Annotated in this window: 16 protein-coding genes; 3 read left to right on the top strand and 13 right to left on the bottom strand. The window is 71.7% G+C overall.

Features of this window, described 5'->3' with window-relative positions; translation table 11 throughout:
- Nucleotides 1-3: 3 nt before the first annotated feature.
- The 3 genes from ABH941_RS07035 to ABH941_RS07025 form a co-directional block, all read right to left on the bottom strand.
- Complete coding sequence (locus ABH941_RS07035) at nucleotides 4-420, bottom strand: roadblock/LC7 domain-containing protein (protein WP_370127713.1); 417 nt, start codon at nucleotides 418-420, stop codon at nucleotides 4-6.
- Nucleotides 417-3,029 carry a nitrate- and nitrite sensing domain-containing protein gene (locus ABH941_RS07030; protein WP_370127712.1) on the bottom strand — a complete coding sequence of 871 codons (2,613 nt, stop codon included), beginning with the start codon at nucleotides 3,027-3,029 and terminating at the stop codon, nucleotides 417-419. Before ABH941_RS07030 ends, ABH941_RS07035 begins: the two co-directional genes overlap by 4 nt.
- Before the next feature lie 210 nt (nucleotides 3,030-3,239).
- Nucleotides 3,240-4,196 carry an alpha/beta fold hydrolase gene (locus tag ABH941_RS07025; protein ID WP_370127711.1) on the bottom strand — a complete coding sequence of 319 codons (957 nt, stop codon included), beginning with the start codon at nucleotides 4,194-4,196 and terminating at the stop codon, nucleotides 3,240-3,242.
- Between the two features lie 222 nt (nucleotides 4,197-4,418).
- Here ABH941_RS07025 and ABH941_RS07020 point away from each other — a divergent pair, with 222 nt between their 5' ends.
- Entirely contained in the window at nucleotides 4,419-6,263 is a 1,845-nt protein-coding gene (locus ABH941_RS07020) for a long-chain fatty acid--CoA ligase (RefSeq protein WP_370127710.1), read from the top strand.
- Here ABH941_RS07020 and ABH941_RS07015 read toward each other — a convergent pair.
- From ABH941_RS07015 to ABH941_RS06995, 5 genes are all read right to left on the bottom strand, one after another.
- Nucleotides 6,236-6,625 carry a glyoxalase gene (locus ABH941_RS07015; RefSeq protein WP_370127709.1) on the bottom strand — a complete coding sequence of 130 codons (390 nt, stop codon included), beginning with the start codon at nucleotides 6,623-6,625 and terminating at the stop codon, nucleotides 6,236-6,238. The two genes, ABH941_RS07020 and ABH941_RS07015, sit on opposite strands and share 28 nt — an antisense overlap.
- Before the next feature lie 48 nt (nucleotides 6,626-6,673).
- Entirely contained in the window at nucleotides 6,674-7,486 is an 813-nt protein-coding gene (locus ABH941_RS07010; RefSeq protein ID WP_370127708.1) for an SGNH/GDSL hydrolase family protein, read from the bottom strand.
- Between the two features lie 144 nt (nucleotides 7,487-7,630).
- The gene (locus tag ABH941_RS07005; RefSeq protein ID WP_370127707.1) at nucleotides 7,631-8,047 is read right to left on the bottom strand and encodes a secondary thiamine-phosphate synthase enzyme YjbQ; all 417 of its coding nucleotides are present in this window, start codon (nucleotides 8,045-8,047) and stop codon (nucleotides 7,631-7,633) included.
- A 29-nt stretch (nucleotides 8,048-8,076) separates the two neighbouring features.
- Complete coding sequence (locus tag ABH941_RS07000; protein ID WP_370127706.1) at nucleotides 8,077-9,093, bottom strand: M48 family metalloprotease; 1,017 nt, start codon at nucleotides 9,091-9,093, stop codon at nucleotides 8,077-8,079.
- The gene (locus tag ABH941_RS06995) at nucleotides 9,090-9,482 is read right to left on the bottom strand and encodes a BlaI/MecI/CopY family transcriptional regulator (RefSeq protein WP_370127763.1); all 393 of its coding nucleotides are present in this window, start codon (nucleotides 9,480-9,482) and stop codon (nucleotides 9,090-9,092) included. Before ABH941_RS06995 ends, ABH941_RS07000 begins: the two co-directional genes overlap by 4 nt.
- A gap of 129 nt (nucleotides 9,483-9,611) precedes the next feature.
- On the opposite strand from ABH941_RS06995, the gene ABH941_RS06990 reads away from it, so the two are divergent.
- A complete protein-coding gene (locus ABH941_RS06990; RefSeq protein WP_370127705.1) occupies nucleotides 9,612-10,268 on the top strand; it encodes a DedA family protein in 657 nt (218 codons plus the stop codon).
- A complete protein-coding gene (locus tag ABH941_RS06985; protein ID WP_370127704.1) occupies nucleotides 10,265-10,894 on the top strand; it encodes a phosphatase PAP2 family protein in 630 nt (209 codons plus the stop codon). The genes ABH941_RS06990 and ABH941_RS06985 overlap by 4 nt, the downstream gene beginning before the upstream one ends.
- Nucleotides 10,895-10,969: 75 nt before the next feature.
- Here the strand turns inward: ABH941_RS06985 and ABH941_RS06980 are convergent, their stop codons facing one another.
- From ABH941_RS06980 to ABH941_RS06960, 5 genes are all read right to left on the bottom strand, one after another.
- Nucleotides 10,970-11,608 carry an MBL fold metallo-hydrolase gene (locus tag ABH941_RS06980; RefSeq protein ID WP_370127703.1) on the bottom strand — a complete coding sequence of 213 codons (639 nt, stop codon included), beginning with the start codon at nucleotides 11,606-11,608 and terminating at the stop codon, nucleotides 10,970-10,972.
- A gap of 52 nt (nucleotides 11,609-11,660) precedes the next feature.
- Nucleotides 11,661-12,302, bottom strand: a complete 642-nt coding sequence (locus tag ABH941_RS06975; RefSeq protein WP_134010658.1) for a bifunctional 2-polyprenyl-6-hydroxyphenol methylase/3-demethylubiquinol 3-O-methyltransferase UbiG — start codon at nucleotides 12,300-12,302, stop codon at nucleotides 11,661-11,663.
- A gap of 167 nt (nucleotides 12,303-12,469) precedes the next feature.
- Nucleotides 12,470-12,811 (bottom strand): P-II family nitrogen regulator, encoded by a 342-nt coding sequence (locus ABH941_RS06970; protein WP_370127702.1) that lies wholly within the window; start codon nucleotides 12,809-12,811, stop codon nucleotides 12,470-12,472.
- Entirely contained in the window at nucleotides 12,808-14,238 is a 1,431-nt protein-coding gene (locus ABH941_RS06965) for an ammonium transporter (RefSeq protein WP_370127701.1), read from the bottom strand. Before ABH941_RS06965 ends, ABH941_RS06970 begins: the two co-directional genes overlap by 4 nt.
- A 169-nt stretch (nucleotides 14,239-14,407) precedes the next feature.
- Complete coding sequence (locus ABH941_RS06960) at nucleotides 14,408-15,529, bottom strand: ROK family glucokinase (RefSeq protein ID WP_370127700.1); 1,122 nt, start codon at nucleotides 15,527-15,529, stop codon at nucleotides 14,408-14,410.
- Nucleotides 15,530-15,586 lie beyond the last annotated feature (57 nt).

The following is a 15,586-nucleotide window of genomic DNA, read 5'->3' as shown; positions in this document are numbered from 1 at the left end:
CACTCACCGCCCCGTGGGCAGGCCCGCCCGGGGCTCGCTGCCGAGGTGTTCGCCGACCCGCTTGACCAGCAGCGCCATCTCGTAGGCGACCAGGCCCACGTCCGCCTCGGCCTCGCTGAGCACCGCCATGCAACTGCCGTCCCCGGCGGCGGTGACGAAGAGGAAGGCGCGGTCCAGCTCGATCATGGTCTGTCTGACGCCGCCGGCGTTGAAGTGCCGGCTGGCGCCCTTGGCCAGGCTGTGGAAGCCGGACGCGACGGCGGCCAGGTGCTCCGCGTCCTCGCGGGTCAGCCCGGAGGAGGCCCCGGTGGCCAGCCCGTCGCTGGAGAGCACGACCGCGTGGCGGACCTCGGGGACGCGGCGCACCAGGTCGTCGAGCAGCCAGTTGAGATCGCCGGTGGACGTGTTCGGTACGGTCATCGGGAGGGTCCTTCCGCTGAGGGTTCGGGGGATGCGCCCGCGCGGGCGGTGTGCGGATCATCGGCCGGGAGCGCCGGGCCCTGGTCGGCGCCAGCCCGGCCACGGCCCCGGCTGAGGCCGCGCTGGAACGAGGCGAAGGTGGCCCGTACCTCCTCGGGCGAACGTTCCCGCGCCGGGGGCTGCACCTGCCCCAACGGCTCGGAGTGCTCGGCGGCGGCCTCCTGGGCGGCGACCCGCAGCTGCGGGGCCAGGCTCGCCTGGCGCACCCGGCGCGGCAGCAGCGGCGCCGGCTCGGGCACCTCACGCACCGGAACCTCGCGTACAGGCGCCTCACGCACCGGAACCTCACGCGCAGGCGTCTCCCGCGCGGAACCGTCCCGTGCCGCCAGATAGCTGTCGGCCCGGCTGGACACCGGACGCCGCTTGGGCAGGGCCGCCAGGCCCGGCTCCTCCCGGACCGCGGCCGGGAACGGCGCCGCATGGCGCGGGCCCGTCCTGCGCTGCGGCCCGGGCTCCCGTCCGGACTCCCCGGCCTCGCCGGGCTGTTCCGGCTCCCCGACGCCACCGGCCGCGGCCGCACCCGCCCCCGTCGGCAGCTCCCTGCGGGCCCGCGAACGGGTCACCTGCAGTGCGTTGAGCGGCAGCGCGTGCTCGGCCGTGAGGTCGGACTCGGACTCCTCGACCGGCGCGTCGCCGCCCCGCGAGGGGACCTCGGTGATCAGCTCGCGCGGCAGCAGTACCACCGCGGTCGTCCCCCCGTAGGGAGAGCGCCGAAGCGACACCTGCACGCCGTGACGGGCACTCAGTCGGCTGATGACGAACAGCCCGAGCCGGTCCGTGTCCGTGAGGTCGAAGTCGCCGCCGGTGGCGAGCCGGGCGTTGGCCGCCGCCATCGCCTCCTCGCCCATGCCCAGGCCGCGGTCGTCGATCTCCAGGACGAAGCCGTTGGCGACCTCCTCGCCCTGGACCCTGACCTGGGTGTGCGGCGGGGAGAACACCGCGGCGTTCTCGACGAGTTCGGCGATCATGTGCACGATGTCGGACACCGCTCCGCCGACGACGGCCACCTGCGGCATCCGGTGCACCCGCACCCTGGCGTAGTCCTCGACCTCGCCGACGGCGGCCCGCACCACGTCCAGGATGCGTACCGGACGGCGCCAGTTCCGTCCGGGCGCGGAGCCGGAGAGGATGATCAGGCCCTCGGCGTGGCGGCGCATCCGGGTGGTGAGGTGGTCGAGCCGGAACAGGTCCTCCAACTCGTCCGGGTCCTCGGCGCGGCGCTCCATCTCGTCCAGCAGGGTGAGCTGCCGGTGCAGCAGGGCCTGGCTGCGCCGGGCCAGGTTGACGAAGACCGCGGCGACCCCACGGCGCAGGTCGGCCTGCTCGACGGCGGCCTCGACGGCGGCCCGCTGCACCGCGTTGAAGGCCCGGCCGACCTGGGCGATCTCGTCGTTGCCGCTGGGCCGGACGGTCACCTGGGGCACCTCGGCCGCGAGGTCGACCCGGTCGCCCGCACGCAGCCTGCGCATCACCTCGGGCAGCCGCACGCCGGCCAGATCGAAGGCGTCGTTCCGCAGTCCGACCAGTTCCCGGACCAGCCCGCGGCCGATCCGCAGCGACAGCGCCAGCGTGAGCACCACCGCGAGCAGCCCGATCAGGCCGATCGCGGCGGCTCGCCAGATCACGCCCATGGCATAGGACCTGGCCCGGTCGTTGGCGAGCGCGACCGACTTGGTATCCAGGCGGGACAGTTGGCTCAGCGCCGTGTCGAAGGTCTGCGTCCAGGCGGCGCCGTCGATCAGCTTGGGCGCCTGCTGGGCGTCCAGCGCGCTCACCGCGGACTCCAGACTGTTCACCTGGGTGTAGACCTCGCCGGTGGTGAAGTCCTGGAAGAGCGCCCGCTCCTGGTCCGGGAGCTGCGACTGGTGCACCTGGAACAGCAGCCGCTCACCGGCGCTGACGCTGAGGAACTGCTGGTACTCGCTGGCGCCGAAGAACCCGATCGCACGGGCCCCGTACATCAGCGCGTCCTCCTCGGAGATGTACTCGCGGGCGCGCACCAGCTCGACCAGGTTGCCGGCCTCCCGGGTCAGGTCGCCGGCCTGGAGATTGCCCATCTGCAGCCGCAGGTCGAAGAAGGGGTCCTGGGCGCCGGTGTACCAGCTGAAGGCCTCGTTCCAGTCCTCCTTGCGGCCCACGGCCTCGGCGCGCTGCGCCGGCAGAGCCGTGAGCTGGGCCAGGATGCCCTGCAGCGCCTGCTTCTGAGCACCTGTCAGATCGTCGAGCTTGCCGCTGTCGCTGGCGTGCGCCTGGAACACGGCAGCCACCTGGTCGGTGGCCGACTCCGCCTTCTGCAGCGCGGTGCTGTCGCCCTTGCCCGGGGCCGCGGCGATATAGGCGACCGCGGCCCTGCGCTCGTCCTGCAGCGCTCGGGAGAGGTCGTCGGCGGGCGTGCCGAACCAGCGGTAGTCCGAACCGATCTGGACCAGGCTCCACACCTGGTCGATGCTGGTGGCCGTGGTCCAGGCCCAGAGGCCGGTCAGCGAGACCAGCGGTATCAGGAGCAGCGCGACGATCTTCGCGCGGACCGACCTGCTGCGAATGCGCATGGACTCCTCCGGACCGACCGCTGGAGGTGCACGCGGAGGCGGACGCGACTGGACGGCATGGGTGAGGGACGGTGGTGTCTGGGATGGCGCTGTGTCGGCGAGAGCCTACTACCAGTGGGCGCGTCAGTTCGAGCTTCGCTCAGCTACGTCATTGTCAGTTGCGAGATTCCCGTACGACATCCCCGGTCCGCCGTCGCCCCGCCCCACCCGTCAGTGCGCGAGCGCCCCCGCGCACAGTCGACGCAGCGGCCCGATGACCGCCTCGGGCCGCTCCAGCAGCAGCATGTGGCCGCAGCCCGGCTCGATCTCCAGCTGTGCGTCCGGCAGTTCCTCCAGCAGGCGGCGGCTGTGCGCCACCGGGGTGAGCCGGTCCAGCGTGCCGACCACGATCTGCACCGGCACGCCCCGCAACGCACCCAGGGCGCCCGCCTTGTCATGGAGCATCAGCGCCGGGAACCAGTCGGCGACGGCGGTCATCGGGCAGGCGTGGATCATGCGCGCTCCGGCGAGCACGGCCTCGCGGGCCGCCTTGGGGCCGTAGAGGTAGCGCTTGACCAGGAACGGGTTGACCCGCCCCTCGGGACCGGGCAGCCGGGTGCGGATCCGCTCGGAGCGCTCGGCGGTGCGCGAGCAGTAGCCGAAGAAGGCGGATTCGAGATGCCCCAGCGCACGCAGGCGTAGCGGCGCGCCCTTGCGGCCGCGCGGGTCGAGCTGCCCGGCGGAGGTACTGGTCAGCAGCACTCCGGCCACCCGCTCCGCGAAGAGCCCGGGCCGGGCCGCGGCGAGCGCCATCACGGTCATCCCGCCCATCGAGTGGCCGCCGAGGACGAGCGGACCGCTCGGCGCGGTCTCCTCGATCACCCGGGCCAGGTCCTCACCGAGCAGGTCGATGCTCCAGGGCCGGGCGCTGCCGTCGGTGGAACCGCCGTGGCCGCGCTGGTCGTAGCGGACCACCCGGATCCGCCCCTCCGCCGCCAGCTCCTGGGCGTGCCGTTCCCAGGCGCCGGCGTCCAGGGTCCAGCCGTGCGCCAGGACCAGGGTGACCGCGGCGTCCTCGGGACCGTCCGTCCGGACGGCGAGCGAGGCCCCGTCGGCCGTGGTCACGGACCGCATGCCGGTGGCGCCGGGCGCGGGGGCGGCAGCGGGGACAGCTGGGACGGTGGACATGAACGGCCTCCTGGTAAGGGGAGAGCAGTACTTACTGACTGGTAAGTTATGTCCGGCGTCGACACCCCGTCAACGGGTCCGCACAACCTGGCCCGATCGGTGCGTGCACATCACGTGGAGACGCGTGGAGATCGGGCGCACACCCTGGCCACAGGTATTACCGTCAGATAACTTTCCGGCACAGAACGGCGTGAAACGGCGCCACCGACGGAGAGAGCAAGAGTGCGCGAGTTCTCGGTTCCAGCACTCACGGAACCGCCCACCACTGGCGGCCTCGCCGAGTCCGTCTTCACCACCGCCCTGGCTCAGCCCGACCTGGCCGCCCTCTCCCGGCGCACCCAGGACGGCAGCTGGCAGACCGTCACCGCCGCGCAGTTCCGTGACGAGGTCGTCGCCATCGCCAAGGGACTGCTGCACCAGGGCGTCCGTTTCGGCGACCGGGTCGCGCTGATGTCCAGGACCCGGTACGAGTGGACCGTGCTGGACTACGCGCTCTGGGCCATCGGGGCCCAGCCCGTCCCGGTCTACCCCACCTCCTCCGCCGAGCAGGTCCGCTGGATCCTCGCCGACTCCAAGGCCGTGGCCTGCGTCGTCGAGCACGAGGACCACGCCATGACAGTCGGCTCGGTGGTCGAGGGCCTCCCGGAGCTGCGCAGCATCTGGCAGTTGGACGCCGGCGCGCTCCGCGCTCTCGAACTGGCCGGCCGCGGCGTCCCCGACGACCTGCTGGACCGCCACCGGAAGGCGGTCACGCCCGAGTCCACCGCGACCGTCATCTACACCTCGGGGACCACCGGACGCCCCAAGGGCTGTGTGCTGACCCACGCCAACTTCGCCGCCGAGACCGACAACGTGGTGGCCCGGTACCACGAGGTCTTCCAGAACAAGGCCAGCGAACAGCCCGCCACCCTGCTGTTCCTCCCCCTCGCCCATGTCTTCGGCCGGATGGTGCAGGTCGCGGCGCTGCGCGCGGGAGTGCGGCTGTCGCACGAGCCCAGCCTCGCGCCGGCCGACCTGATGCCGGCGCTGGAGTCCAACCGGCCGACCTTCATCCTCGCCGTCCCCTACATCTTCGAGAAGCTGCTGCAGCGGGCCCGTGAGGTGGCGGAGGAGGCCGGGAAGCTGGGGCCGTTCGAGAAGGCCGTGGACGCCGCGGTGCGCTACGCCGCGGCGGTGGAGCGGCACGCGTTCGGCGACGGACCCGGTCCGAGCCCGGCCCAGCGGGTGCAGCACCAGGTCTACGACCGGATGGTCTACAGCAAGGTACGGGCCGTCCTGGGCGGCCGGGTGCGGCACGCCTTCTCCGGCGGCTCGGCGATGAACCGCGAGCTCGGACTGTTCTTCGCCGGCGCGGGGATCACCGTCTACGAGGGCTACGGGCTCACCGAGTGCACCGCGGCCGCCACCGCCAACCCGCCCGACCGGCCGCGCTTCGGCACCGTCGGACACCCGGTGCCAGGCACCTCGGTACGGATCGCCGACGACGGCGAGGTGTGGATCAACGGCGGCCAGGTGTTCCAGGGCTATCTGAACGATCCGCAGGCGAGCGGACTGACCCTGCACGACGGCTGGCTCGCCACCGGGGACCTCGGCCACCTGGACGAGGACGGCTATCTCACCATCACCGGCCGCAAGAAGGAGATCATCGTCACCAGCAGCGGCAAGAGCGTCGCCCCCGCCGTCCTGGAGGACCGGGTGCGGTCCCACCCCCTGGTCGCGCACTGCATGCTGGTCGGCGACAACCGGCCCTACATCGGCGCGCTGCTGGTCCTGGACCCCGACGCGCTGGTGCGCTGGCAGCGGCAGCGCGGCAAGCCGGACCAGTCCGCGGCGACCGCGGCGCGGCAGGATCCGGACCTCCAGGCCGAACTGCAGCGCAGCGTGGCGATGGCCAACACCGCGGTCTCCCGCGCCGAGTCCATCCGCGCGTACCGGGTCCTCCCCGGCGAGTTCACCGAGGACCGCGGGCTGCTGACGCCGTCCCTGAAGATCCGCCGCCGCGCCGTGGCCACGACCTACGCCACCGACATCGACGCCCTCTACGCCTCCGCCGGCGCCTCGTCGTAGACCACCTCCAGCTCGAAGCCCTGACCGTCGATCAGATGCACCGCCTGCCCGGAGTCGACCCGCTGCACCCATCCCGTCGCCAGCGCCGCCGCCAGCACCAACGCCCGCTCACCGCGCAGCGCCAGGTGGTTGATCCCGGCGCGCAGCCGGTCGTGTCCGCCGGCGCGCAGCGCGGGCGACTGCTCGATCACCAGATAGCTGCCGTCCCGGCTGCGCCAACTGCGTCCGTGCTCCCAGTGCTGGAACGGCGCGCAGCCGAGGGCCAGCAGGACAGGGCCCCACTGGCGCTCGGCTGCGGCGAGGTCGTCCATCCACAACTCGACGTGGTGGACGAAGGACTGGTTCTGGTGGTCGTCGTTCATGACGACCCTGATCCTACGACGCCGATCCGACGGCGCCGATCCGACGGATCAGCCCGCGGCGCTGGTGAAGCCGGGGAGGTAGCCGCCGGACTGGCCGGCCGCGGTCGGGTGGTAGGACTCGTCGATCGGCCAGGTGGTGCTGTGCAGCCAGGGGTCGCTGGAGCAGATCTCATGGCCGGTGAACGCCCCGCGGACGTCCACGAAAGTGAAGCCCGCGTTGGCGGCGCGCTTGGCGATCACGCCGTCCAGCTCGTCGGCCGCGGCATTGATGGCGTTGCGCGAGGTGTCGCTGATGCCGAACAGGCAGCTTCCCGGGACCTTGTAGAGGTGCGGGTAGTCCAGCACCACCACCTTGGCGTTGGGGGCGTCCGAGTGGATCGCCGCGTAGGTCGCGTCGAGCCTGGCGGCCAACGGCCCGTTGATGTAGGTCTCGGCGGTGGAGACGGCGGACAGGCAGGAGCTGGTGCCGCCCAGCACGCAGGTCGTCATGGTGCTGGAGAAGCCGGCGTCGTTGCCGCCGATGGTGATGCTGACCAGCCCGGTCGAGCTGCTCAGCGTGGAGAGCTGGCTGCTCAGCACGTCCGCGGTGGTCGCGCCGGAGCAGGCCTTGAAGGAGAAGGACGAGGGGCTGTGGGCGGCCTGCCACAGGTAGGGGTAGGACTTGGTGCTCTGCTCGCAGCTGCCGCTGGAGCTGGTGTAGCTGCCGGCGCCGACGCCGCTGGAGTACGAGTCCCCCAGGGCGACGTAGCCGGGCTCGGACGCGTGGGCCGGCACGGCGGCCAGGCCGGTGCAGGCGAGGCCGAGGGTGGTGAGGAGGGTCAGGGTCGCGGTGCGGAGCGAGCGTGCGCCGGGTGAGCGCATGGGACCTCCACTGCTGATGGGTGGCGCACGGGGTGACGTGCGTCACGCCATTTATACCGGCGAGTAACCCAATTCAACAGTGTTCATGCCATGGAATCTGACGTGTCGTCACCCAAATGGTCACTCGTGTCGTCACCCGTCCCATCAGCCAAGGAAGGACAGCCGGACGGTGCGCCGGGGGTTGTCGCCGTTGGTGTCGACGAGGACCACCGACTGCCAGGTGCCGAGCGCCATCCGTCCGCCGACCACCGGCAGGGTGGCGTGCGGCGCGACCAGCCCCGGCAGGACGTGGTCCCGGCCGTGCCCAGGGCTGCCGTGGCGGTGCCGCCAGCGGTCGTCGGCGGGCAGCAGGTCGCGCAGCAGGGCCAGCAGGTCCTGGTCGCTGCCGGCGCCGGTCTCGATCACGGCGACGCCCGCCGTGGCGTGCGGCACGAAGACATTGAGCAGCCCGTCACGACCCGGGGCCGCCTCGCGCAGGAAGTCGTCGCACCGGTCGGTGATGTCCACCGCGGCCTCGCGGCTGCCGGTGGTGAGTTCGAACGTCAGCGTGGTGAAGGCCATGCGCCCATCCTCGCGCACCGGCCGACCGGCTACCGTTCCCTGTCGTCCGCCCCGGGCGAGTCGTGCGACCCGTGCAGCCCGTGGAGCCAGGGCGCCGACTGGGCCGCCTCGACCTGCTGGTGCAGATCGTTGGCCGCGTCCAGTGCGCTGCCCAGCGACAGCCCGAGCGCCCCCGTCAGCACCGCCGCGGCCAGCAGCGACGCCCGGCGGCGGCGCGGCGCGGCCCTGCACTCCAGCATCGCGGCGACCCGGCGCGGCACCGGCCCCGCCGCCATCCGCAGCGCCCCCGCGCCGGCCCCGGCCAGCGCGGCCCGGCCGACCGCCCGGGCCACCAGCCGCCGGTCGGCGACCCGCTCGGCGGCGGACTCGTCGGCCCAGCGCTCCAGGCTGTACGCGGCGCCGTCGCGCAGCGGGCGGAGCAGCGGATGCAGTGCCACGGCCAGGTCGGCCAGCAGCAGGAACCGGTGGTGATGCCCCGCCAGATGGGCCCGCTCGTGCGCCAGCAGCACCTCGCGCTCATCTGCGGGGAGCGCCTCGATCATCCCCGCGGTGACCACGATCCGGTCCCGGCCGCCCCGGAACAGCCCCCCGGGCAGGGCGTACGCGTCCGGCAGCCGGTCCGGCAGCACGATCAGGTCGACGTCGCCGCCGGCGCCGGGGCCGGTGTGACGCGCGACCAGCATCCTGGCGGCGGCGTGCTCTGCCCGGTGCCGGCGCAGTACCCGCAACGACCGCAGGGCCAGTACGACCAGCACGGCCGCGGCCACCGCTCCGACCGGCGCCACCGCTCCGGGCGCGAGATGCCGGGCGACCGGCAGGTCGAGGTGGCCCAGCGCGGCGACGAACGGCAGGTGCAGCAGCGCCGCCACGGTCAGCAGGACGAGCGCTGCCGCACCGGCAGCGGCCAGCCCGGCCGCGGTCGCGGTGAGCAGCCAGGCGGCGGCCCTGGGCGGCAGCAGGTCGGGCAGCGCGCCCATGGAGGGCAGCGCGAGCAGTGGTGCGAGCAGCAGCGGGAGCAGCAGCGGCGCCCAGACGTCGATGGTCACGGCCGCACCCCGTCGTCGCCCGCGTCCCGGCTGAGCAGGGCCCGCAGCACCTGCTCGTCGTCCTCACTCAGTCCCGAGACGAAGCGCGCGAGCACGATCGAGCGGTCCGCCTCCTTCTCCAGTTCGGAGCGCATCCGCCGGGCGGCGAGCCCGGGCGCGTCCTGCGCCTCCTGCGCCGGCGCGTAGGCGAAGGCACGCCCGACACGCGTGCGGACCACCACTCCCTTGTCGAAGAGCCGGGTGAGAATGGTGTTCACCGTGGTCCGGGCGAGTTCGCCGCCGATGGCACGCTGGATGTCGCCGGGCGTCAGCGCCCGCTCCCCGGCCCAGAGCACGGCGAGGACACTCGCCTCCAGCTCGCCGGGGTGGCGACGCTGCGGTCCGATCATCGTCAAGGACTTTCGCCTCCCACGAGCCAACCGTTGTTATCCACTAGAGTGGCAGCAACCGTCTACACACATGTAGACGATAGTGCTTGGACTCGAACCAGTGTCCCCCATCGCAGGAGTGTGACGTCCATGGCCCCGGACCCGACGGCCTTGATCAATCTGGCGGTGAACCCGCTGGACGCGAACTCGCTGCTCGCCTCCTTCGGGGCGCTCGGCATCGCCGTCGTCCTGTTCGCCGAGACCGGGCTGCTGGTCGGCTTCTTCCTGCCCGGCGACTCGCTGCTGTTCACGGCCGGTCTGCTCTGCACCACCAGCAAGAACGGCGTCCACCTCAACCTGGCCGAGGTCCTGGTCGCCGCCGTGATCGGCGCGCTGGTCGGCGCGCAGGTCGGCTATGTCATCGGGGTCCAGGGCGGCAAGGCGCTGCTGGCCCGCAGCAAGAGCAAGCACCTCCAGCAGGGCGCGGTCCGGGCCGAGGAGATCCTGGCCAAGTACGGATACGCCAAGGCGATCGTGCTGGCCCGCTTCATCCCGGTGGTCCGCACCGTGCTCAACCCGATGGCCGGGGCCCTGAACGTCCCGGTCCGCACCTTCACGCTCTGGCAGGTCGTCGGCGGCGTGCTGTGGAGCGTCGGGGTCACCCTGGCCGGCTACGGCCTCGGCAACACCATCCCCAGCATCGACAAGTACCTGCTGCCGATCATCGCCCTGATCGTCGTGGTCTCGCTGATCCCGATCGTGCTCGAGGTACTGCGCAGCCGCAGGGCCGCCAAGGCGGCTCAGTGATCCAGCACTCCCCCACGCTGCTGGCAGCGCTGGACGGCAAGTCCATCGACGGCGGCCTGTACCACTGGTTCATCACCCAAGCCGCGAACGCCCCGCACTGGCTCGACGACCTGGTCTCCTTCTACGCGACCTACGGGCTGGGCCTGTTCGCGCTGATGATGATCTGGTGCTGGTGGCGGGCGCGCCGGTCCCGCGACTCGGTCGCCATGGCGATGGCCCTGGCCGTGCCGGTCGCGGTGGTCGTGGCCTATGTCGTCAACGACATCGTCAAGAGCGTCTTCGACGAGGCCAGGCCCTGCCAGGTGATCACCTCCCCGGCGACGGTGCAGCCCTGCCCCGGGGTCGGCGACTGGGCATTCCCGAGCAACCACTCGGCAATCGCGGCGGCCGCCGCGGCGGCGGTCTGGCTGATCAGCCGCAGACTCGGGATCATCGCGACGCTGGCCGCTCTGGTGATGGGCTTCTCCCGGATCTGGGTCGGCGCCCACTACCCGCACGACGTCGTGGTCGGCCTCGTCGTCGGAGCGGTCGTGGCCGTCCCGGTGATGCTGGCGGCCAAGCGCTACGGGCCGCCACTGGTGGTCCGGCTGGAGTCGGGCTTCCTGCGCCCGCTGCTGACTGCATAGCTCAGGACCGCCGTAGCTCAAAACGTGTGTGGGCCCGTACCCGGTACCGGGTACGGGCCCACGGCGCGTAGTGGCTCAGCTCAGCTCGACGCCCTGGCCCGGCGCCAGCCGCTCATAGCCGGCGTCCTTGACCAGCATCCCGATGAACCGCTCCACCCCGGCCAGCCCCAGCGGGCTGAGCAGCACATCGTGCAGGGCGAACGCCCGCTCCGCGCCGACCGCGCGGGCGTAGTCAACGACCTCGCCGGTCTTGGACCAGGGCGCGTGCACCGGCAGCAGCAGCGTCGGGACGGGCCGGTCGGGTACGGTCAGCGCGTCTCCGGGGTGGAACACCTTGCCGTCCACGGCGAAGCCGATGTTGCCGATCCGCGGGATGTCCGGGTGGATCAGCGCATGCCACTCGCCGTGCACCTCCACCTCGAACCCGGCCGCGGTGAAGGCGTCCCCGTGCCCGACCCGGTGCACCCGCCCCTCGCCCAGGCCGGTCAGCTGCTCGGCCACATCGCCGTTGGTCCAGATCTCCAGCGCCGGATTGGCCTCGGCGGCGGCCCGGAGCCGGGACTCCTCGAAGTGGTCGAAGTGCTCATGGGTGATCAGGACGGCGTCCGCACCGTCCAGCGCCTCCGCCTCGGAGAAGACCCCGGGGTCGAGCACCAGGGTCCGGCCGTCCTTCTCCAGCCGGACGCAGGAGTGGGACATCTTGGTGAGGCGCATGGCTCTCCTCGTCGGTTCGCGCTGTCACTGCATGATAGGGGCGTCGGTTCCGTCACCGACGAACGGTCGCCACCATCACGAACTCGTTGTACTTGAAGCTGCGCCCGGCCGCCCGCGGCAGCGGGAAGGAGTACGACCGGACGACGTCCAGCCCGGCCGTCTCGACATGGGCGCGCAGCCCGTCCAGGTCGACGAAGCGCACATGGGTCGCGTCGCTTGCGAAGCCGGCCTCCTGAGGGGTGATCAGGACCACCTTGCCACCGGGCTTCACCGAGGGGAGGTAGGTCGCCAGCAGTTCCTCGGCGACGTCCTGGTCCAGGTGCTCCAGCACATGCGCGCAGAGCAGGCTGTCGAAGCTCTCCGGCTTGCCGTCGTCCGACGCGCTGAACTCGTCCGGGGTGTACGCGTTGAGGCCGCGCGCCCGGGCCGTCGCCACCGAGTGCTCGTTGTGGTCGACGCCCACGCTCGAAGGTGAGCACGCCAGCAGATTGCGGCCGAGCCCGCAGCCCACGTCCAGCACCCGGCCCAGATCGAGCCGACGGAGGTTCCACCGGTAGGGCGCCTGAGTCGGCAGCAGCCGCTTCAGGCCGGACGTCTCCAGGGTCGCCAGACGCTCGGTGTATTCCGGGAGTGCCGTCGGCGCGCCGTCGTCGTCGGAATCGCCGTGGGAAGAGTGCTCTACCAGCTTGTCCATGAGGGGTGACACCTTCAGGTATGGAGTCTGTGGACCTCTGTTCGAGAAGCTTAAGGCCCGCAGGGCGTCAGGTGGCTCCTGGCTGTCGTTCCGGTGTGATCTTCGCGAGCAGGCGGACCCCGACTCCTGGCCCGCCGCCCGGCCCGTCTCCCCCGGCTGCGGTCGCGCTACAGCGCGGCCTCTCCGCGCTCCTTGGTGCGGATCCTGACCAGGGTGTCGACCGGCTGGACCCACACCGTGCCGCCGCTGCCCGCACCCGCGACGGTGATCACCTGGACCACGTCCACGGCGTCCAGATCGGTGGTGACGATGTCCATCCGCACGGCGGGGTGCAGGGCGACCTGCCGGCGTACCCCCCGGTACACCTCGTACCGGGGGGTACGCCGGCCCCGCCCGAGCGGTGGCGCCAGTACGGTGCTGACGGTGACCCCCGGGATGCCGAGGGTCCGCAGCGCCTGGTGGACCTGCTCGAAGCCGGCCGTCGGAAGGACGGCCGTGATCAGTTTCACGGTTCAGCGGCGGGTTCGGCGCTCTTGGCGGATGCCGGGGCCTCCGTCGGCGGAGGGCCGGTGCTGACGGAGCCGGCGCCCACGGCCGCCAGGCCCTCCTCGCTCGGGTACGCCTCCTCGTCGTGCACGGCGAGGTCGCCCAGCTCCAGCACTTCGTCGGGGGAACGGAGTTTGACGAACAGTCCGATCACCTTGAGGATCACGAAGGTCATCAGGCCGTCCCAGACGATGATCGTCCCGGCCGCCCCGGCCTGCAGCGCCAGCTGCTTGGGGTGGCCGTGGAACAGGCCCGCGACGGAGACGGCGCTGCCGTCCTGGTTGTAGTAGATCGCCATCGCCGGGTCCGCGAACAGGCCGACCAGCAGGCCGCCGACCAGACCGGCCACGCCATGGGTGTGGACCACGCCCAGGGCGTCGTCGACCCGGCTCATGAACTTCAGCTTGCCCAGCTTGTTCCAGGACAGCCAGACCAGGACCGAGGCGATCAGACCGATCAGGATCGCACCGACGCCGGTGACGAAACCCGCTGCCGGAGTGATCGAGACCAGACCGACGATCATGCCGTTGACCGCGCCCAGGAAGGTGGGCTTGCGCTGCGCGCCGGCGAACATGTCCAGCAGCAGCCAGGTGAGCAGGGCGACCGCCGTGGCCAGGTTGGTGTTCAGCACGCCCGCGGCCGCGTTCTGGCCGCCGAAGTACATGTCGCCGCCGTTGAAGCCGTTCCAGCCGAGCCAGAGCAGACCCGCCCCGACTGCCACCAGAGGCAGGTTGTTGGGCACGGCTCTGGCTCTGTCCCGGGCCAGCCTCGGTCCCACGACCGCGGCTGCCACAAAGCCCGAGGTCCCGGCGGCGAGGTGGATGACATAGCCGCCGGAGTAGTCCAGCGCGCCCATCTGGGCCCACCAGCCGCCGCCCCAGAGCAGGAAGGCATTGACGGAGTAGACGATTCCGGACCACAGCAGTACGAAAAGCAGCCAGGCTCTGAAGTTCATCCGGCCGATGACACTGCCGAGGAACAGCAGCGGGGTGATCGCCGCGAAGGCGAACTGGAAGTAGGCGAGAGTGGACTGCGGGAAGCGGAAAGCCGGCATCAGGCCGGCCCCGCTGACCAGTGGAATGTTGGCCTGGCCGATCTCGGCCTTGGCACCGGTGATGGTCCCGGGCTTGCCCACGGCCGCGCGCAGGATGCCCGGGCCCATGTGCAGTGGACTGCCGAAACTCATCTTGAACTCGTAGAGCACCCAGGCGACCAGCACGATGGAGAACGCGCTGAACGCCATGAGCATGGTGTTGACGGCCCATTTGCGCTGGACCAGACCACCGTAGAGGATCGCGATACCGGGAATGCTCATCAGACCGACCAGCGTCGCGGCCACCAACTGCCACGTGTTGTCGCCCGAGTTGAGCCAACTTGGATAGGGAATCACTGCGCAGTGCCTCCCGTCGGGGATTGAGCGGCGCGGCCGAGCCGCGCACATCCAACCGGAAGGTCCAGCGGTGCGGTTTCCCTGACGTTGCGTCAGTATTTCCGGGCGGAAAATTACCCTTTCACTGATGAATGATCAGTTCCGTTGCAGGAAAAGGATGTTGATGGATTCAACTCCGTGGGCGGCGCTCCACCCGGCTGCGCTTGACGGTGCGGAAACGCCGGGCCACCTGACGTGCCAGGTCGGCCGCCCCGACCAGGCCGGCCTCGTTGCCCAGCCGGGCCAGCACGATGTCCGCCTCGGGGCGGAAGCCGCGTCCGGTGAGGTTGCGCCGGAACGCCTCCCGGGCCGGGCCGATCAGCAGCTCGCCCGCCGCGGAGACCCCGCCGCCGATGACGAAACGGCCCGGGTCCAGGGCCGCGGCGAGGTTGGCGATGCCCAGGCCGAGCCAGTGGCCGATCTCCTGGAGCAGCTCGACCGCCACCGCGTCGCCCTGCTGCGCCGCCTCGGTGACCAGCGGCCCGGTGATCAGGCTGACGTCGCCGTCGACCCGGTCCAGCAGCGGCTGGGCGACCGGGGATTCGGCGGCGGCCAGCTCCCTGGCCTCGCGGACCAGGGCGTTGCCGGAGGAGTACTGCTCCCAGCAGCCCCGGTTGCCGCAGGGGCAGCGCAGCCCGCCCGGCACCACGGTCATATGGCCGAACTCCCCGGCCATGCCGTACCGCCCGCGCTCCAGCCAGCCATCGCGGACGATGGCGCCGCCGATGCCGGTGCCCAGGTTCACCATGACCAGGTGGTCGGCGCCGGCGCCGGCGCCGAAGCGCCATTCGGCCCAGGCGGCGGCGTTGGCGTCGTTCTCGACCACCACCGGGAGCCTGAGCCGCGAGCTGAGCGCCTCGCGCAGCGGCTCGTTGCGCCAGGAGAGATGCGGGGCGAAGAGCACCCTGGACCGGTCCGCGTCCACGAAGCCGGCCGCGCCGATGCCCACCGCGTGCACGTCATGACGGTCCGCCAGGTCCAGCACCAGCTCGGTGATGGTGTCCTCGACCACCTTGGGGCTCTTGCTCTTGTCCGGGGTCTCGGTGCGCAGCTGCTCCAGGATCCGTCCGTCGCCGTCCACCACCCCGGCGGCGATCTTCGTGCCGCCGATGTCGATGCCGACGGTCGGCAGCCGCAGCAGCCCGGGGCGGGGGGCGCCGTCACGGCGCGGCGGGGTGCGGCGTCCTGGGGTGCCCAGCCGTGTGGCGCTGAGGCCGGTGCCTCGGAAGTAGGGGCTGCGCGGGGTCGTCACGTGGTCGGTTCCGTTCCTTCACCTGGGTCTGTGGTGTGGCTGCCAGCCATCCTCCCT

The organism is Streptacidiphilus sp. EB103A, from assembly GCF_041261405.1.
Taxonomy (GTDB): domain Bacteria; phylum Actinomycetota; class Actinomycetes; order Streptomycetales; family Streptomycetaceae; genus Streptacidiphilus.
This window is presented reverse-complemented; position numbering and strand designations above follow the sequence as displayed.